Here is a 17,870-nt window from a genome sequence, read left to right on the forward strand (position 1 = left end):
GGCAAAAGCTTACAAATGCGCGCGAAAAACGTAAAGCTAAAGCCGTCCAGTATGACATGCATGCCAACTGTGACGGCTTCCTAGTTGTTCAAGGTAAATTAGTAATTTCAGTTCAACCTTAGCTGAACACGACGGTTTTGTTCTGATGCACGAGGATGCGATCCTCAATATGCCATTTCACTGCGCGTGCCAGTACAACTCTCTCAATCGTGCGGCCGATGCGCTTCAGCTCCCCAACGTCATCACGATGGCTGACGCGCTGAACGTCCTGCTCAATAATTGGGCCGCCATCCAGCTCTTCCGTTACGTAATGGGCTGTAGCGCCGATGATCTTCACGCCGCGATCATAAGCTTGCGCGTATGGCTTGCCTCCGACGAAGGCGGGCAGGAAGGAATGGTGGATATTAATAATGCGGTTCCGGTAAGGATCGATCAGAGCCGGAGACAGGATTTGCATATATCTGGCCAGTACAATCAGGTCTACTTTTCCATTAACCAGCTCCAGCTGCTTCTGCTCGGCCTCTCTTTTGGTGTCCGGGGTAACCGGAATATGATAGAAAGGAATTCCGAACGATTCGACATATTCTTTATTGTCAGGATGGTTGCTGACGACCATGGAAATTTCCGCATCTAGGTCGCCTGCTTGCCATTGCCAGAGCAGTTCTACCAAGCAATGGTCCTCCTTGGATACGAAAATAGCCAGCTTCTTCTTCTGATTCAGCGGATATATGTCCCATTTCATTTCGAATTTGGCAGCAATGACCGCAAAATCCTGTTTTAATTCCGTCAACTTGTCATGCAGCTGTTCCAGGTCAAATTCGACCCGCATAAAAAACATGCCGCCCTCAGGATCCATCGTATACTGATCCGATTGAACGATATTCGCGCCGTGCTGATAAAGAAAATCAGATACGGCAGCGACAATGCCAGGCCCGTCCGGGCAGGAAATCAGCATCCGCGCCCGGTGATTTTCGTATGGTTTTGCAGGCCTTGCGCCTGTTTTAACATGGATATCCATCTTTCTCTCAAATCCTCCCAGTAACTTTTATTAACACATACCTAAAACGCTTATACAGTAGCGGATAAATCCTTCGCCGCCAGCCAACCGATCAATCTGAAATTGATTTGCTCCTCCGTATAATCCGGGAACAGATTGGCTTCCAAGACGAGGTCGTATAATCGCTCTAGCGGCTCGCGCGGATCAGCCTTTCTCGCTTTGGCATCATTCTTGAGCAACGTCCACGTGTCCAGCACGAACGCCCGCTGTGTTATATCGCGTTTTGCAAAAAAGCTGTTCAGCATTTCCATTTCCGTCAGGAAGGATTCGCCGAATCTTCCCGTAACGTCGCCGCGAAGCAGGGCGATTTCGACTTCGTACATCGGCCGTTGGGTTTTGGCTTCTTTGCCGATCCAAGGCGTCTCTAGAATAAACGGGCGCCCCTGCAGCAACTCATGATGCACGACGCGGTTCAGCGCATCAAATCCGATCCACCCGCTGCCGATTGGCGTATGGCGGTCTTTCTTTGCGCCGATTGGATTTTTACTATCATTTACGTGTACGACAGCGATCCGATCCAAGCCGACCAACTGGTCGAATTGATTGAGTACACCGTCCAGATCATTAACGATATCGTAGCCGGCATCATGGATATGGCAGGTGTCCAAGCAGATCGTCAGTCGTTCGTTATGCTGTACTTTATCGATGATCGCAGCGATTTCTTCAAAGCTGCGCCCCATTTCCGTACCTTTGCCGGCCATCGTCTCCAGCGCGATATTGACTTCCGTATCATTCGTACCGTTCAGTACTTCATTCAAGCCCTCGGCGATCCGGTTAATGCCGTATTCGGCATCCTTATCCGTGAATGCGCCGGGATGAAGCACAATATTCCGTACGCCCAGCGCATGGGTACGGCGGATTTCTTCCTGCAGGAAGTCTACCGCCAATTGATACGTATTCGACTTATAGGAGCCAAGATTGACGATGTATGGCGCATGGACAACAATTTCGTCTATTCCGGCAACGGCCATCGCAGCCTTGCCGTCTTCAATATTCATCGACTCAATCGGTTTGCGGCGCGTGTTTTGCGGTGCGCCGGTATATATCATAAACGAGCTGGAGCCGTAAGATGCGGCCTCCTCCGTTGCGGTTAATAGCCCCTTGTCCGAGAACGAGACATGTGAACCTATTTTTAACATTTCCTTTATCCCCCTTATGGACAACGTTCTTTGAACAAACCTATTTTAGCTTGAATGTCGATATAAATCTAGTTAAGTTAGAAGACGAAGGACTTTTTTAGAAAAATATCAGTCCTGGTGTTGGTTTCACCCTTTTAGGATAGAAAGCAGGAAAAGTGGAATATTTGATTTGAACCGATGCGAGTGTACGTTCGCGATTAATGCGTTAAAGACCACTATGCCTAGTGGTCTTATTTCGTCAGGTTATCTGTCGTTTTTATATACTGAGATTGATATATTCAGCATTTTTATTTTTTGTTGCAAATGCAACATAATCAGGTTAAATTATTTATATGCACTTTTGTTGCATTTACAACAAAACTATGTGCCAAGGAGTTAATTATGAAGGAAATTCTTCGTGAAATTGGAACGATCGCTAGGGCATTAGATTCTATAAGTAATATAGAATTTAAAGAATACGACCTTACAAAAGGACAGTATTTGTACCTTGTTCGAATATGTGAAACCCCAGGAATCATTCAAGAAAAGTTAGCTGAGATGATAAAAGTAGACCGAACAACAGCAGCTCGTGCTATTAAAAAACTTGAAATTAATGGGTTCCTCGAAAAAAAAGAAGATAAACATAACAAAAAGATAAAAAAACTCTTTCCAACAGAGAAAGGGAAATATGTGTATCCATTTATAAAAAGAGAAAATGATTATTCCAATATTGTTGCATTAGATGGTTTTTCCGAAGGTGAGGTAGAAACCATTTTCAATCTGCTTCAGCGAGTGAGAAAAAATGTAGAAAAAGACTGGGAATATGTAAAAAAGGGGAATAAGAGAAAATATTAATTATCGAGGAGCGCCATATTTAAATGACTATAACTATAAAAAAGTGTACTTTTAAGGATTTACGACAACTTCAAGAAATTAGCTATGAAACTTTTAAGGAGACATTTAAGCATCAGAATTCTCCCGAAAATATGAATGCCTATCTGGACAGCGCTTTTAACTTAAAAAAACTAGAAAATGAATTATCCAATATTTCTTCGCAATTCTTTTTTACTTATTTTAATGATGAAATTGCTGGATATTTAAAGGTCAATACCAATGATGCTCAGACTGAAGTAATGGGTGATGAATCACTTGAAATCGAAAGGATTTATATAAAGAACAAATTTCAAACACATGGGCTTGGTAAATGCCTGCTAGATAAAGCAATAGAAATTGCGATAGAATGTAAAAAAATAAAAGTCTGGCTAGGTGTATGGCAAAAAAATGAAAATGCAATTGCTTTTTATAAGAAAATGGGCTTTGTTCAAAATGGAGCACACTCTTTCTTTATGGGTGATGAAGAACAATTGGACTTTATAATGACGAAAACACTCATATAACATTTTTCATCGGTGAATTACTATGTATAAATCCATAAATAAGGTATAATTCTTAAAGATTGAAGGGTTTAAGGACTAATTATTCGAGGTGAATGAATCGATGCCACACTGGAGCATAACTTGGTTTATACTGGCCGCGCCGGGGCCAAATCGCTGGTTTATGAACTCGATTGCTTTTTGGGGATTCGTCATGCTTGGCGTTATGTGCATCGGTGGTTTTTTTATGTTTCGCAAATTTTTGAAGGTGCTTCCGAAGGCCGACGGCATGTCCAAGCTCGATTGGCAGAATCACTGGGTAGAGAAAAGCAGGCATTTGTGGACGGACGAAGCGAAAGCCTTCCTGGATCAGCTTGTACAGCCTGTGCCCACTCCTTTCCGGGATATCGCCAAGCATTCGATCGCGGCGGAAATCGGCAAAATCGCCTTAGAAGAAGCAGCAAGCGAGGTTACGAAGGATCACTGCATCAAAGGCTATATTGTGGCTACACCAAAAAGGGACTATAAGTTCCTGATGAACTTTCTGGAGAAGAGCAATATCGACTACCATCCCTACCAGCATCTCATTAACAAATAGCACAATTCCTGCATCCGGTCGCGACGTCCCTGAACAACGCCAGCCGGATGTTTTTCTTAAAAGGTGTATTTTTCACTCTTCCAATTTAACGCCAATGCCCTGATTACTTGCATTTACTTCTACGCAACTTCGTTCTTCGTAAGCATACCTGTTCTTCTTGAATATAAAAGGAGTTTGTTCATTCTATCTTAGGAGGGAATGCTATGAAAGTAGTAATTTTCGGGGGGACAGGTTTTATCGGCAGTGCCTTAACGTCCTACTGGCAGCAGCAAGGCCATGAAATTACGATTATTACGCGGAGCAAGTCGAGAATTGATACAAGCGCTCATCCAAAGAATCAAACTCAGGGGGCTGCCGCTTCGCCTAATTATCTGACGTGGGAGCAGCTATCAGAATCTTCATCCAGTAAGCTAGAAGTAGATGCGGTCATCAATTTGGCAGGAGCTACACTGAGTCAGCGTTGGACCGGCAAGGCCAAAAACCGCATTTTGGAATCGAGGCTGCAAGCAACGAATTTAGCCGCCAAATGGGTGCAGGCGCTCAATCATAAACCTAAGGTCATCATTCAAGGCTCTGCCGTCGGTATATATGGAACTTCCCTCACGGAAACCTTTGATGAGTACTCCCCGCCTGATGCTGAGGATTTCCTGGCGAACGTAACAAGACAGTGGGAGGCTGAAGCGGATGAAGGGTTTCAAGGTATCAGGCTCGTCAAGCTGCGAACCGGCGTAGTGCTTGGAAATACGGGCGGAGCTTACCCACTCATGCGACTTCCTATCTTACTTGGCGCAGGCGGTAAAATTGGAGACGGCAATCAGTGGGTACCCTGGATACATATCGCCGATATCGTTGCCTTGATTGATTTCTGTACGATGCATCCCGAAGTGAATGGCGCCATCAACGCTGTAAGCCCAAATCCCCTGACCAACGATGAGTTCAGCAGAATCGTGAGCCGGGTACATCGAAGGCCATATTGGTTTCCGCTACCTGCCTTCCTGCTAAGAGCGCTGCTTGGTGAAATGTCTGCCTTGCTGCTGGAGGGACAAAGGGTAGTACCGAAAGCCGCTTTGGAACACGGCTTCCGTTTTCAGTTTCCTGAACTTGAGTCTGCTGCGGCAGATTTAAAAAAGAAAGCTAAATGATTTCTGCCGCTCTCTCTATTTCTACCGATTCCTACCCAGATGAAAAGTGATCTCCGCAATGCTGAATGAGTCCCCGGGCTCCATCGAGTAATCTTTGTAAGGCGCAATCAACTCGCCGTTTAACTTTGTGCCGTTTCGGGAGCCTAGATCCTTGATGCTGCAACTAGCCTCCAGTATCATGAGTTCGATATGAGCACGGGATACCCCAGCTTCCTTCTCCACATATTGAGCCAACTCCTCGGAACGGCCGATAATAAAGCTGCCCTTCGGAAGAGGAACGCGTTCCTTGCTACCACCTGAACATTGTTTTTCCAAATAATATGCCGCCTCAGCTTGCAATTGCCCTGGCTCCTCATATTCCTTCAACAATACCGTAGCAGGAGCTGGTGCCGTAGGCTCCCTATGCGATGCAGACTCTGACAATGGAGCCGGAATAAGATTTATGTCCGTTACTGCTAATTCCTCAGCCGTAGAAGCCATACTGCTTCTTGCTTGCTTCGCTGATAAAGATTGTGAATCCGCTTCAACAAAGGAATCATTCCACCGCCATTTTTCCTCATAACGGTGCAGGTTTCCGCCATAGTGAGAGCCTGGATTTTTCCTATTGTCCTTATGATCATTGTTGCCTTTGACGCCTTTATCTTCCTTAAGAACAAAATCGGAATCATGCCTCTCCTGATGGTTATCCCCACTCCATTTTCGTTCGTTCTCATTCCTGAAAAATCCAGCCAGGTCAATTGTTCCACGATTAATAAGCAGCACAAATAATACTATCGCTGCTGATACTCCCATACTTAAATATAGTCCGGTAGCTGTCGGCCTATCCAAATACACAAACTTCCAAACCACCGCCCCTAGCAGCGCAGCGCCAAGCCACATATAAGTAGGCTGAATTTCCAATCTGCTTAACTTGTGCTCCTCGTTTTCTGTATCGTCATCTTCCTCTCCGGAGAAGCGAGAACCGCTGCTATTATCTGTAGCATCGAACGAAAAACTCGCTTTGCTTCGGCTCGGGAGATTTTCCGCTATTGAGAGATATGGATCATTTAGCGAATTTCGTTGCAGCTTATGAGCAGGAGGTACTCCCCTTCCCCCGCCTTCACTTGAACGAAGATTTGTTCCGTGCTCCACTGAAGGGGTTTCATCAAGCAACAGGGAGGTCAGCAATTTTTTTAGCCCAGCAACCGAGAATAACTCTCCTCCGCATAAGCTGATGACTTTCTGTATTCCGCTTCCTTCCATATCCGTTATTCTTGTCATTAAGCGATTGACGAGGGTTAGCAGAGCCTGGGCTACGGATTGCTCTGACGAAATATCAAGTAATGGAAGGTAAACTAAATAAATGATGCCGCTGGATAAAGACTCTTCTACAAAGATATGATTCTCATCCAGCAGGTAGTTACCGGAAGTCAGCATATATTCCTTGCTATGATCAAGCGCTCTAACAATCTGCAGCAGGAAACTGTAGAATTCGGTCATCGTCATCCAATCGCTTTTTAGGCACTGGGACAGCATTCTTTTCCCGGTAATTTCATAGTGCAGCGTAACTTCAAAATCAATTTCCCTTATATCCAGCCGCAGCAAATTAGGGATCGCCACTGAAGCTATCATACTCCTCTGAACCCGATTCAAGTGCTCTGTATGCAGTCCTCCCTCCGTGTTAATAACCATATATGTTCCGCCATTTCTGACAAAATCGGTCACAAACCCCGCCATCTCATGTTCTCCTCCTCACTTCTAAAAATAATAGACGGCCATGATCGAACCGGGCAGTACAGCCAGCATGAACGGAAAGGTTAGCGGCTTATCCTTTGCCGTAAGTGCTTGTACCGGACTTGCGCTGCGCAGCACAATTATCCCTATAACGCTGCGCAATACGGCGCCAAGCCGCATCACCACTTCCCTTCTGCAAATTAGAATTAAAATGCCGATGCATCCGGCGGCAACAATCGAATACAACAGCATAGACAATGTAAGCGGCACTCCTACCCAAGCCCCGATCGCAGCAAATAATTTCACGTCCCCGCCTCCTACGGCTCGTACCACATATAGAATCGCCATAATTCCAAAACCAACGGCGGCGCCCTTCGCTGAAAAAACAAACCCCTGTCCGCCATTCGTTATCACATGGTATGCTGTGCCAAGCAGCGTGCCGGTTATGGTAATCGTATTAGGAATTTTCATCGTACGGATATCGGTTACGAACGCAGCAGCAAGCAAAATAAAACAGCCCCAAATTTCTAAATACATGGCCAGCCCTCCTTACTTCTTTTTATTTGGACTTTCGACAACAAAATCCGCCGCCGTACGCAGTCCGTCTTCCGTTTCAACGACAAAAGTCCAGGTGCCCGGCGTGGTATTCCCTCCAACAAGCCATTGCCACTCTGTAACCCCATGCTCATCGGCGGAAGCTTCGCCCAAATATTTAGCTTGGCTTACCCCGCTTTTATAGTAAACTGTCAGCTTAGCCACCGTTCCGGGTTCGACCCGGGCACTAACCCGCGCTTTATGGCCCGCAAATGCGGGATCTGGCTTCGATAAAATCACCGGGGCTTGTCCCTCGGCCTGCTCCGCACTTCCGCCCTCATTCAACTCATCGGTATCCCCGATCCAAAGACGCTCCTGAGCCCTCGCCTGCAGGACGATTTTCCGGTTCGAGAATGGAACCTTTATCGGCAGTTCGTAACTTAACTCGATGCCGAAATAAGGATTTTTCCCCGTTTTTAAATCAGGCACAGTAACTCGACTGACATGAACATGTTCTTCGCGAAGCAATGTGTCCTGCATAAATGGCTTTAATAGCGGCTTCATCACGGGATCAAGAACAGCCTCCAGCATACTATTTTTAATATCATTCAGCGGTTCATCTCCCTTGGCTGCGGCGTCGCTCATCCATCCAGATAAGGGCTCGGGAAGTGAATCAGCATACTGCCCAGCCCATTCCGAAAGAGACAGCTTGGGCATGCTCCACTCAAATACATTCATTTGCCTGCCATGGCTTTCGCCCTCCGCATTCTGCTCCGAGTGCTTATCGTCGATAGCCAAGGCAATGGGATAGATGTGCGCGGATACTTGTTTCACTGCATTTGAGGCTGCGATATGCATTTGTACAGAATAAACAGTCATTTGAACCATATAGATAAAAAAGAATATTACAATAATAAAAACAGGCATGACAAGTGAAGCTTCCAGCACCATGCTGCCTTGAGAGGTTCTACTGGAAGAGTCAGTATGAATAATGCGCTTGCTTGACAGCATAATATCTGCTTCCCTCCACTCGTCCCTCTAAAGCCCCGGCGTTTCCGATCGCTTTGGATACGCCAGGCAGGAACCATAATGGCAAGGCTGCGGTAACTTCTCCTTTAATATAAGTGGCTCGTTCATCGGGGTTGATTCCTGTCTTGAAACGAATTACCGATATCATCCGTGAAAGTCGCTGTTCACTGCCCCCATGCAGCAATAGAAATAATCGAAGATGATCCCTGTACGTTAAGTTGATTTTCAAAAAACTGCTAAGCGGTATAGTGCCCTTCTGACATAAAAGCACCACATCCTTGATCGCCTCTACAACTCCGTGCAGTAGAGCGGAAGCCAAGATAGCTAGCGGGTTGATCTTGTTAGCATGCTTGATCAGTCCCTCCATTGTGCGAATCGCCAAACGCATAGTAAATATTTCTCCATAAACCGCAGCGATATTTCCTGCTGGATTATGAAATCCATACAATATGTACTCTACTTCCTGACGTTCCGGGGCAAATTGCTCAACTATTGCATCCAGCTTGTCTGGCTTGCCTTCCATAAGTCCTTTCAAGGTGCTGATATCAAAAAAATCAAAGTAACTGATAAGATACTCCGTCTGGTAACCATTGTCCGTCAGGCTTGACAGCATATCCGACAAAGAAGCATATAAAGCATCCATGCCCCCCATCGCCTGCTCTCCAGTCTCATAAGGATCACTGCCGCGCTTACTCAGGTTCTCTTCCGATTCAGCCGTTTGATTTTGATTCAACTTGCGATTACCGTCAAAATAACTATTCAGCAAATCAAATTGCTTCTGATGCTCGCCCATCTTATGCTTTAGATCCTCGATTTGCTTGAGTAAATTAGACACTTTCTTCAGTTCAGCGGCAGCTTGTCTTTCCGTTTGCTTGCGTTCAGCATCGCTAGTTCGGTGAGCCCTCAAGGTGGTCTCGAATCGCTGCAGGACATTGCCGCTTCCGGCATCAACATAGGTTCGTAAATAATGATCGATTTCACGACTAGCCTGAATCGTCCCCGATTTAAAAGCACTTATGCTTCCGGATGAAGCTGCATTAATATCAGAAGACCTCAAAAGTAACGAGTCTACGGCTTGATGAACATGATTGAAGCTCGACTCTTGGGCCTCGATTCCTGCTTCTAAGTCTGCAAGGAGTGATTCTTGCAGTAGCAAGGAATCGCTCTTGCTCCGGACTCCGGCAAGCTCCGCCTCCCCGCTAACACTCTCTTCTTCCTCTGTACTCGGTGCTGAAGATATTGAGTTATACCCCTGCTGTACGGGTCGCTTCTCGGACTCGCTGATCACATGACGCATTTGCTCGTTTAGTTCTCGAATTTCGCCGAGTAGCATTGTAGCGGAAGGCAACTGCTGAGTATGCTGCTTTTCCGCACTTTTGTTCGCCTCTGAAATCGCATCAAAGGCGGCCAGCGTATCATATCGGTAATCCGCCAGTAAGTCGGTATAAATCCGTTCGGCTGGCTTTCTTTGCCGATCCTCCTCCCGTTTTTCTAAATAATCCTGGTATTGGGACGCTGCATCGGATATCAACAGGATACGACCACCAAGCGGGTTGTCCGGAATATATGAATAATCCGCACGGGCTAACCGATCAAGATATCCATTTGCCGAGGATGCGGCTTGCCTCTGCGCCGCAAGCAGTTGATCCAGCTTTTCCTCCCTCTTGTCATAAAGCTTCTGAAGCTTGGCTAGCAAATCTACCGTATTCGAAGCTTCCTTCATGACCTGCGACAATGGTTTGAATTTATTAATCACCTCGATTGCAAAATCGATCGGGGCTTTGTATTTCATCTCTTCCCGAATTTGCTGTGCAAATACAGAATAGTTCCCCAAAGGACGCAGCATTCCTACGGAAGAGGAGTCCAGTCTCGCTCTCATAATCGGCAGATCATCGCTCCGGACTGCAAGATCGAAGTTGTCCTGAAGCACTTTGGACATTATATAATTCCCATCCGTCCCGCCGAATGCAAACAAGCCATATTCCTCTAACAATTGCTTATCGTAAGCGGATAGCACTGAACGAGCTGCCGCATGAGCAAGCGCCTCTGTCCTCGCCTGCAGCGCAGACATCCTGGCAAAGTCAATGAAAATAGCTACAAAGGCGAAGACAGCCGCAAAAATAACGATCAGAAATACCGTCACTGCCCCATGTTCTGAACGGCGCTTGTCAAACATAAGAACCCCCTTCTGAAAAAAACAAATCCTTATTTCGCATATAATTCCAGTGCTTTTCCTGCCTCGTCCTTATGGATATGCTCCGTTCCAGAGCCTTTGAACTTCGCTCCGTAATAACGCACAAGCTCCACGGTTCGAATCCATTCCGTCGGCTCTACAACATAAGCGGCCGAATATCCCGATTGCATGACATCACCGATCACTGCTTCGAGCGGGGAAAGTGGAACATAGCGATTCAAAGATACGGATACTTTACGAGACAGCAGTCTATTATCGTATTGCATCTGCCCTTTCATTCCGGCTGGAATTTCCCTTCCTGTATTTCCGAGCTTCTTCATTGGGAGAGCAATTCCAGACTCATCCCCGTTTGGCAGCTCCAATACAACCGAGGAATTTCCTCCGAGCCAGCCGAAGAGAAGCTGCAGCATGCCATCGTCATTTAAGCGCCAATAAATGGAGTCCTGCTTTCCTTCCTCATAAGCCCCTGTTCGGGGATCCCGATAGCTGTTGTCCCATGTGTAGGCGCTGCGTTCAGCGGCCACGGCAGACGTATGGCCAAGTACGGCATTTTGATACAAATACATGCAAAAAAACATAAGCAGCAATATCGTAAAAAATATGACCGGAAAAACTAGCGAGGCTTCTATTGTAAAGTTCCCATCCTTATTCCGGAGCAGCTTCACTACTCTCCGCCTTCCATGAAAGAATCGGTTTTTTTGCCGGCTTTGGAGAGCAGGTTCTCAACGATCGCCTTCAGCTCCTTACGAAATACAACTGCAATAATAACGATGACCGCGATAATCAGGATCATTTCAAGCATCCCAAGTCCGTCCTCGTTCCGCCAAAGCTCTCCCATTCTCGCACGCATTACCTTCAACATTATTAAATTCCTCCTTAATTAATAAAAGCTATAAATCCATGATCATGAAGGCGGGAGTCCCCACCAAAATCACAATAATTAAAAATAACAGCACCATCGGAAACACCAGCTTGGATGAAGCCTGCTCCCCCAATGTCTTACCGACTGCCTTTCGCTTCTCCCACAACGTATGGGACAAATCGCGAAGCGCCAATACAAAATCGTTCCCGCCGCGGCGGAAATTAAGCAGAACAGTCGTCGTAAATGCAGACACCTCCTGAATTCCACAGCGTTTGCTGAAGCCTTCCAATGCCTGGGGAAAGGAATCCCCCCCTTCACACTCTCTTTGCATTTGAAACAGCTCTCGATACAGAGGATGCGTCTCTTGCCCCCGCTTTCGTTCCAGGCATTGCTTGATTGCCTGCTGGACGGTTGAACCAGCGCCGACCAGCAGTACAATTTTATTCAGCAGCTCCGGCAGCTCAAGTATGATCTGCTGCTCTCGACGCTTTACCTTGCTGTGCAGATCATTAATCAGAGCGATCGGCAGCAGCACGGCGAGAACAGTACCTATGAAAAATCCGCTGGCTTCCCCCTCCATGACTAATGAGATGAAGCATCCTCCTATAAGCAGCAAGTAACTGTAGGAGAGCATCTCCGCTAGAAACAGCATGGTGTATTCCCCGCCGTGCTGCTGGCCATTAATCCGCCTTATCGAGCGCTGGATTTTGAAGAAAAAAAGCGGAAGCCTCTGCGACACTTTCACCTTTTCCAGCAAATAAAGCATGGGAGGGGCAATTCGCTGCAGCCGGATGACTTCCATCCGCAGCTTGGCGAGGTTGGAATATTGATGTGCCGATTTCCGATATAGTAAATTCCACGTGATAAGTAAAACGATCAGCAGGGTTCCCCACAGCAGGTTCATTTTCATCCCTCCTAAACCCGGATATCCATAATCTTCATCATGATCCAAGAGCATATGACAAATAGAATGAGGGCAACGGCTGAAATAACCAGTCCGGCTCCGTGATGAAGCGGCTGCATATATTCCGGAGATGTCAGATCCATAAACAATAAAAACAGGACGGGCGAGACCAGCATGGCCTTAGCCTCAAAGCGCTTTTGGGCAATCATGACACTGATCTCCTGGCTGATTTCCAGCTTCTCGCTAATAATGGAAGAGGTTCTTCTCACCACCTCTACTAAATCACCACCGGAGCGTTTGCAAGTCATAAATACATCCGCGAAATTGCTGATGTCTTCCATGCCGGCCCGTCTGCTGAAATCCTGCAGCGCGTCCTCGATTGGCTCCCCGTACTCCAGACGGGTACATATAATTCCTAGCTCAATGATGAGATCATTCGTCCCATCCGGGTATAGCAGCCGCAAATCTTGTATCGCTTCACGAAATCCGTTCTCCACCGAGCGTCCTGCTGCGAGGGAGGAGGATAATGAATACAAGGCCTGCTTGAAGTTCAGACTCAGTGCCTCCCTTCTTCTGCGCAATAAATACCTGCTCCACGGCTTTGGAACAAATACGGTGCCGCAGGCCAGAATAAGCGACAGTATCCAGGAATGAAAAAATATATACCCGACAACTAAAAGCAGCGCGCCCCCTACGACCAAACAAAGTACGGTTTGCCTTCCTGAAAGCACATAATCCCGATAACCCGGCAGCTGCCCTGCTTCATTCTCCGGGGAATTGATCCTGTTAATCCTGTTACTCCGCCTAAGCAATGCTTTCTTCATGCGTTCTCACCCTTCGATACTGCTCCGTTCGCCCTCTCTTGATCCAGTATAATCCCCGCCATGCGCAGCTTATCGAGTTTGATCAAGCTCCCCCGTCTTGCCAATTGCCCCTGAATTTTCCCGTTCTGCTCCTCCTCTTCCTGAAAAACATACAGCGGATTCAGCACCACCTCCCCCTCACTTAAACCGCATACTTCCGAAATTTCCACGACCCTGCGGGAGCGATCCCGCAGCCGGGATAAATGAATAAAGATATCAATCGCAGACCCGATTTGCTGGCGTACCACTTGAATAGGCAATTCGGCGCCGCTCAGCACCATCGTCTCCAGCCGGCTGATCATGTCCTTAGTGCTGTTAGCGTGACCAGTTGATAAGCTGCCGTCATGTCCAGTGTTCATCGCCTGCAGCATATCCAAGCATTCGCTCCCTCGCACCTCGCCAACAACGATCCTGTTCGGCCTCATGCGCAATGAAGCGCGGATTAAATCTCGAACGGAAATTTCGCCCTTCCCTTCCGTATTCGCATTTCGCGTCTCCAAAGAGACTAAATTCGGAACTGTAACGATTTGCAGCTCTGCCGAATCCTCAATCGTGATCACCCGTTCATCCGGCGGTATATATTGCGAGAGCGCATTGAGAAACGTCGTCTTGCCAGAACCCGTTCCCCCGCTAATGAAAATGTTGTATTTCCCTTTAACTAAGCTTTGTAAAAAGGCTGCAGCCTCCTCGCTTAAAGAGCCCCATTCCACAAGCCGTTCCATCGTTACAGGCTGCTCGGGAAACTTTCTGATCGTCATTGTCGGCCCCTTCAGCGCTATAGGCGGAAGCACGATGTTCACCCGCGACCCGTTCGAGAGTCTCGCATCGACAATAGGTGATGAATCATTGACGACCCGGTTTACGTTAGAAACAATGTTCTGGATGATATCCTCCAGCTTCTCTTGAGATTCGAAACGTACAGGTACCTGCTTGACCTGACCATCCTGTTCAATAAAAATCTCCTCATGGCTGTTGATCATAATTTCAGAGACCAACCGGTCATCCACGAGCGGCTGAAGCACATCCAAGCCCCGAAAAGAGTCATACAATCTGCGCACCCATTTCCGCTTCCCGGAAGCCGTTAATCCATTGAGTTCTTTCTCTTCCAACACGCGGCGTTCAATATAGTCCATCAACTGCGCGTCCGATAGCGTTGCAGTCATATCCAGGCCAGATCGAATACTCGAACGAAGCTCCGTTAAAAATTGCTCAGTCACCCTGCCGTCCCCCAGTCTCAATCGAATGACTTCCGTTGTATACACTGCGGCAAAGCTTGAGCATATCCTTCTGAAATGCCGGTGAATGCAGCGGGGAGCCCTGTCCCGTTCCTTGGCTCCATGAAGGAATATTAGGAAGCGTAACCTTAGCTGTCATCCCCGCTCTGGGCATGTCATGAACCAGTTCTCCCATGCATCTATTGACTGTAAACAGCGTCTTCCCCATCATTTCGCGGAATAGAGACGAATCTCTCCGCTCTATATGAGACATCCACAGTCCGTTCTTACGCATCGAGTTCCACTCATCGGTTAATAGCCAGATTAGCTTGTCACAGCGTTCCAGCACCGTTGATGTCCGCACGTTCGGATATGAATCAACGTCGACGATAATCGCATCGTAAAGACCGCTATTTGCAATGAATTCAATAAGTCCTGCCGTGTCCTTGCGATCCATTTCCAGCATTTCATTCATATTGTCGAGCGGCCCAAAAGTATCTCCCTCTAGGAAGGAATCTCTGTATACATAGGTCGAGAGCTCTCGTTTCAATGGTTCGTCACGCTCCCCTGCCGCCTTCAAATCGTATAGAAGCCTGGCAAGCCCTTGCGCCTCATTCTGTCCTTCCCCCAGAAGCCGACTCTGAAATAAAATACCGCTGCTGATCGTCTCCAGATTAAGATAAAAAGCCTTGCATCCCTCCCCGGCAAGCTGCTTCATCAAATGGATCGCCACCGTCGTCTTGCCGCATCCGCCAACTGCGGAATATATTCCGACGACCAAAGCCTTGCCCTCCACCGAGCCTCTGCCCCCTGCTCCTCCCCGAGCACATTCCAGCACAGCGGATAGAAGCAGAGGCAACGGTTGAAATTTGGAGAGGCTCTTCCCCTGGACATTCCCCTCCCCGCCTTCATCAAGGCGAATCCAGGGCACCTGCAGAGCTCCGCCGCCGCCCAGCCAAGCCTCCAGAAACGTATTCTCCGCCAGAACGAGATCCACAAATAGCCGACTCGACCCCATGTGCCGTACAAAAGCATCCTGGCGGCTGAATGCCGTTACGGAGAAACGGCGATCAAACTCGCTATGGCGAACATAATACAGAAAAGGCTCAATATACTGCTCATCCTTAACGGCCAGAATAAGCCGAACTGGAACCACTCTTACCACCAACCCCCTTGGAACGCAAAAAAGCACCGCCCAATAACCGCTTTACGGTTGTTGGACGGTGCTTCCGCCGTTCATTCCTGAAATTTACAGTTAGAATACCATAATTAGCAAACTCTCGCAAGGCCTTTTTTACATGGCTATCCGTCCTGCAAAAAACGCTCCTTGTTATCCTTCGTAGGAACAAGACATGTCTCATCCTTGCCGAACCATCGATAACGATTGGCTGCCACTACGCGATACACGGCATCCCTTATGAATCGCGGCACAATGATAAACCCGTAAGCCAGCGGCCAAGGAAAACGCAGCCCCTTCGCGATGCGAAGCGCAGCAGATGACCGCGTATAGTAAGCGCCATTCTGATAAAGTACAATCGTATCGATCCGCTCGGAGGAAATATCCTGCCGGGGGCTGCCCTGCAATATTCTCTTCCCGGCTTCCGACTGGAGGGAAGCGAATCGAAAGCGGCGCCCTGGGTCGCGCTTTATAATAAATTTGACCGCGCCCTGGCATAAATGGCATACGCCATCAAACAAAACTACATTTTGCTCCTGCCCCGTCTTTCGTGTCATCATCGCTCACCTCACTTTAGAACGATTATAACATTTCAAATCTAATGAAGCTTCTTAATTCTCAGGGCAATTCCCGGCTTGGCCGGCAGCTCGATCGTGCTTGTCCCGCTAAGCACACCCTCGACCGGAGTTATTGTCATCTCCCAAGTATCGATGATTTCCGCCAGGTAGCTGCTCTTCTCATCCAGCTCAGCTACAAAATAGGCCGGACGATGAATTCCGAAGTAGCCCAAATAGTACTCTCCCTCTATCCCGATCGTTTCCATTTGCCGCATCGTAAACAACGGTTCGCTTCCCTCGGGCAGTTGTTCTATAAAAAGTCGCAGGAAGGATATTCTCTTCGGGCTGCTCCCTTGAAGCTCTCCTCCCTTGGCCCACCATATTTCACCGTCGGGGTGAAGATAAGTCTCGCCATGGCCGGCATACCCCCCGCGGACTGCCGCCTCCCAGAAGCGGTGGGTCATTTCCTCTCCCGTTATATTTCCCCAGCGAAAAGGCACATTGCCCTCATACAGGCATTCATCAATGACGATGGGCTTGCTGTAAGCTCTTTGCCACTCGCGCACCAGAGTAACATCCCAATGCTGTATACTGCAATGCGTAACCCAATCGCGGCTGTGATCATAAAAAACTACACTGGCCGGCTCATACATCCTCGTACCGTTATGAATCGAGCGGAGATGTCCGTACGGATCCTCGGCTTGGACAATTTGAAACAGAGCATCCCACTGACTCATGGTTTTCTCATTCATAAAATCATATTCATTGGCCAGAGACCACCATACGTTGCGGAAAGAAGCAAGCCTGGCTATGATATACCGCAAATATCTCTGATCTGCTTCCGTCGGCATCCGGTCAAAGCCCCATCTTCCTTCATCATAAGGATGAAAAAGGATAAGATCCGCTTCGATCCCCAGCTTAAGCAGCTCATCAATATGGCCTTCCAATCTTCTAAAGAAGGAGGGGTTGAATCTCATAAGATCAAACCCTTCCTCTGGACTGCCTTCGTACGGAAATTCTACCGGATCGGTGGCATTGAAGCTGTAATTCTTCGGAAATACAGTCATGCGCAGCTTGTTAAACGGCGACCTGCCAAGAGAATTCATCGTACGCCGTCTAACGTCTTCAGGCTGATGAATCCAAGCATAACACGTCGTCCCAAATGGATGATAAGCTGTTCCATCCGCATAACAGAAATGTCTTTCGTCTTTTACCTTAACGTAACCGTGATTGTTTGCGGCGGGAGCTGTACATTCAAATGTACCCGATACACCATGAAGCTCCGGCATCCTGCTATTTATTACGTAGGACCAGATCCCGATATCATTAGGCATGAATCGCAGCCGGTATATCCCGTCTCCATCGTAAAATCCCTTCACCTTAATGGATTGAGAGCCCTTCTTGAAGATTGCGCTCCATATATCGTCACTATAAGGATCACTTTGTTCTGGAGCCGAAATAGCAAGCTCAAATCTGTCCCACTGCTTTACAATAGCTGAAGACGTATCCAACTGACCTGAATGCAGCAAGCGATA

The 17,870-nt window shown here is 47.5% G+C and carries 18 protein-coding genes; 4 read left to right on the forward strand and 14 right to left on the reverse strand.

Going from position 1 to position 17,870, the window contains the following annotated elements:
- Window positions 1–118: 118 nt before the first annotated feature.
- Together purU and CZ379_RS22875 are read right to left on the reverse strand one after the other, a co-directional pair.
- The gene (purU, locus tag CZ379_RS22870; protein WP_110933723.1) at window positions 119–1,018 is read right to left on the reverse strand and encodes a formyltetrahydrofolate deformylase; all 900 of its coding nucleotides are present in this window, start codon (window positions 1,016–1,018) and stop codon (window positions 119–121) included.
- 50 nt (window positions 1,019–1,068) lie between these two features.
- Window positions 1,069–2,196 (reverse strand): deoxyribonuclease IV, encoded by a 1,128-nt coding sequence (locus CZ379_RS22875; protein ID WP_110933724.1) that lies wholly within the window; start codon window positions 2,194–2,196, stop codon window positions 1,069–1,071.
- A gap of 381 nt (window positions 2,197–2,577) precedes the next feature.
- On the opposite strand from CZ379_RS22875, the gene CZ379_RS22880 reads away from it, so the two are divergent.
- The 4 genes from CZ379_RS22880 to CZ379_RS22895 all read left to right on the forward strand — a co-directional run bounded on the left by CZ379_RS22880 (window position 2,578) and on the right by CZ379_RS22895 (window position 5,288).
- Window positions 2,578–3,030, forward strand: coding sequence for a MarR family winged helix-turn-helix transcriptional regulator (locus tag CZ379_RS22880; protein WP_110933725.1), 453 nt, complete (start codon window positions 2,578–2,580; stop codon window positions 3,028–3,030).
- A gap of 23 nt (window positions 3,031–3,053) precedes the next feature.
- The gene (locus CZ379_RS22885) at window positions 3,054–3,572 is read left to right on the forward strand and encodes a spermidine/spermine N(1)-acetyltransferase (RefSeq protein ID WP_110933726.1); all 519 of its coding nucleotides are present in this window, start codon (window positions 3,054–3,056) and stop codon (window positions 3,570–3,572) included.
- 100 nt (window positions 3,573–3,672) lie between these two features.
- Complete coding sequence (locus CZ379_RS22890) at window positions 3,673–4,146, forward strand: DUF2621 domain-containing protein (RefSeq protein WP_199925739.1); 474 nt, start codon at window positions 3,673–3,675, stop codon at window positions 4,144–4,146.
- Window positions 4,147–4,349: 203 nt separating this feature from the next.
- Window positions 4,350–5,288: a TIGR01777 family oxidoreductase gene (locus tag CZ379_RS22895; protein WP_110933727.1), complete on the forward strand. Its 939-nt coding sequence runs from the start codon at window positions 4,350–4,352 to the stop codon at window positions 5,286–5,288.
- A 21-nt stretch (window positions 5,289–5,309) separates the two neighbouring features.
- On the opposite strand, the gene CZ379_RS22900 is transcribed toward CZ379_RS22895, so the two are convergent.
- From CZ379_RS22900 to CZ379_RS22955, 12 genes are all read right to left on the reverse strand, one after another.
- On the reverse strand, window positions 5,310–7,004 hold the full coding sequence (locus CZ379_RS22900; RefSeq protein ID WP_110933728.1) for a DUF6382 domain-containing protein: 1,695 nt from the start codon (window positions 7,002–7,004) through the stop codon (window positions 5,310–5,312).
- Window positions 7,005–7,025: 21 nt separating this feature from the next.
- Window positions 7,026–7,538 carry an A24 family peptidase gene (locus CZ379_RS22905; protein WP_110933729.1) on the reverse strand — a complete coding sequence of 171 codons (513 nt, stop codon included), beginning with the start codon at window positions 7,536–7,538 and terminating at the stop codon, window positions 7,026–7,028.
- 12 nt (window positions 7,539–7,550) lie between these two features.
- Window positions 7,551–8,546, reverse strand: a complete 996-nt coding sequence (locus CZ379_RS22910) for a hypothetical protein (protein ID WP_110933730.1) — start codon at window positions 8,544–8,546, stop codon at window positions 7,551–7,553.
- Entirely contained in the window at window positions 8,515–10,740 is a 2,226-nt protein-coding gene (locus CZ379_RS22915; RefSeq protein ID WP_110933731.1) for a DUF5702 domain-containing protein, read from the reverse strand. The genes CZ379_RS22910 and CZ379_RS22915 overlap by 32 nt, the downstream gene beginning before the upstream one ends.
- 29 nt (window positions 10,741–10,769) lie before the next feature.
- A complete protein-coding gene (locus CZ379_RS22920) occupies window positions 10,770–11,423 on the reverse strand; it encodes a TadE/TadG family type IV pilus assembly protein (protein ID WP_110933732.1) in 654 nt (217 codons plus the stop codon).
- Complete coding sequence (locus CZ379_RS22925) at window positions 11,423–11,620, reverse strand: Flp1 family type IVb pilin (RefSeq protein WP_110933733.1); 198 nt, start codon at window positions 11,618–11,620, stop codon at window positions 11,423–11,425. The genes CZ379_RS22920 and CZ379_RS22925 overlap by 1 nt, the downstream gene beginning before the upstream one ends.
- Window positions 11,621–11,648: 28 nt before the next feature.
- The gene (locus CZ379_RS22930; protein ID WP_110933734.1) at window positions 11,649–12,524 is read right to left on the reverse strand and encodes a type II secretion system F family protein; all 876 of its coding nucleotides are present in this window, start codon (window positions 12,522–12,524) and stop codon (window positions 11,649–11,651) included.
- A gap of 11 nt (window positions 12,525–12,535) precedes the next feature.
- Window positions 12,536–13,348: a type II secretion system F family protein gene (locus CZ379_RS22935; RefSeq protein ID WP_110933735.1), complete on the reverse strand. Its 813-nt coding sequence runs from the start codon at window positions 13,346–13,348 to the stop codon at window positions 12,536–12,538.
- Complete coding sequence (locus CZ379_RS22940) at window positions 13,345–14,604, reverse strand: TadA family conjugal transfer-associated ATPase (protein WP_407668691.1); 1,260 nt, start codon at window positions 14,602–14,604, stop codon at window positions 13,345–13,347. The genes CZ379_RS22935 and CZ379_RS22940 overlap by 4 nt, the downstream gene beginning before the upstream one ends.
- Window positions 14,597–15,757, reverse strand: coding sequence for a P-loop NTPase family protein (locus CZ379_RS22945; protein WP_234404985.1), 1,161 nt, complete (start codon window positions 15,755–15,757; stop codon window positions 14,597–14,599). Before CZ379_RS22945 ends, CZ379_RS22940 begins: the two co-directional genes overlap by 8 nt.
- Before the next feature lie 146 nt (window positions 15,758–15,903).
- The gene (locus CZ379_RS22950) at window positions 15,904–16,335 is read right to left on the reverse strand and encodes a thiol-disulfide oxidoreductase DCC family protein (RefSeq protein WP_110933737.1); all 432 of its coding nucleotides are present in this window, start codon (window positions 16,333–16,335) and stop codon (window positions 15,904–15,906) included.
- A gap of 41 nt (window positions 16,336–16,376) precedes the next feature.
- Window positions 16,377–17,864: a DUF5605 domain-containing protein gene (locus tag CZ379_RS22955; protein WP_234404986.1), complete on the reverse strand. Its 1,488-nt coding sequence runs from the start codon at window positions 17,862–17,864 to the stop codon at window positions 16,377–16,379.
- Window positions 17,865–17,870: the final 6 nt, after the last annotated feature.

It is taken from the genome of Paenibacillus bouchesdurhonensis, assembly GCF_900155685.1.
Classification (GTDB): Bacteria; Bacillota; Bacilli; order Paenibacillales; family Paenibacillaceae; genus Fontibacillus; species Fontibacillus bouchesdurhonensis.

Bases quoted from the DNA above. Each gene is read 5' to 3' on its own strand.
- CZ379_RS22875 (WP_110933724.1), bottom strand. From the start codon at position 2,196: ATGTTAAAAATAGGTTCACATGTCTCGTTCTCGGACAAGGGGCTATTA.
- CZ379_RS22890 (WP_199925739.1), top strand. From the start codon at position 3,673: ATGCCACACTGGAGCATAACTTGGTTTATACTGGCCGCGCCGGGGCCA.
- CZ379_RS22915 (WP_110933731.1), bottom strand. From the start codon at position 10,740: ATGTTTGACAAGCGCCGTTCAGAACATGGGGCAGTGACGGTATTTCTG.
- CZ379_RS22900 (WP_110933728.1), bottom strand. From the start codon at position 7,004: ATGGCGGGGTTTGTGACCGATTTTGTCAGAAATGGCGGAACATATATG.
- purU (WP_110933723.1), bottom strand. From the start codon at position 1,018: ATGGATATCCATGTTAAAACAGGCGCAAGGCCTGCAAAACCATACGAA.
- CZ379_RS22925 (WP_110933733.1), bottom strand. From the start codon at position 11,620: ATGTTGAAGGTAATGCGTGCGAGAATGGGAGAGCTTTGGCGGAACGAG.
- CZ379_RS22910 (WP_110933730.1), bottom strand. From the start codon at position 8,546: ATGCTGTCAAGCAAGCGCATTATTCATACTGACTCTTCCAGTAGAACC.
- CZ379_RS22950 (WP_110933737.1), bottom strand. From the start codon at position 16,335: ATGACACGAAAGACGGGGCAGGAGCAAAATGTAGTTTTGTTTGATGGC.
- CZ379_RS22930 (WP_110933734.1), bottom strand. From the start codon at position 12,524: ATGAACCTGCTGTGGGGAACCCTGCTGATCGTTTTACTTATCACGTGG.
- CZ379_RS22895 (WP_110933727.1), top strand. From the start codon at position 4,350: ATGAAAGTAGTAATTTTCGGGGGGACAGGTTTTATCGGCAGTGCCTTA.
- CZ379_RS22935 (WP_110933735.1), bottom strand. From the start codon at position 13,348: ATGAAGAAAGCATTGCTTAGGCGGAGTAACAGGATTAACAGGATCAAT.
- CZ379_RS22885 (WP_110933726.1), top strand. From the start codon at position 3,054: ATGACTATAACTATAAAAAAGTGTACTTTTAAGGATTTACGACAACTT.
- CZ379_RS22880 (WP_110933725.1), top strand. From the start codon at position 2,578: ATGAAGGAAATTCTTCGTGAAATTGGAACGATCGCTAGGGCATTAGAT.
- CZ379_RS22905 (WP_110933729.1), bottom strand. From the start codon at position 7,538: ATGTATTTAGAAATTTGGGGCTGTTTTATTTTGCTTGCTGCTGCGTTC.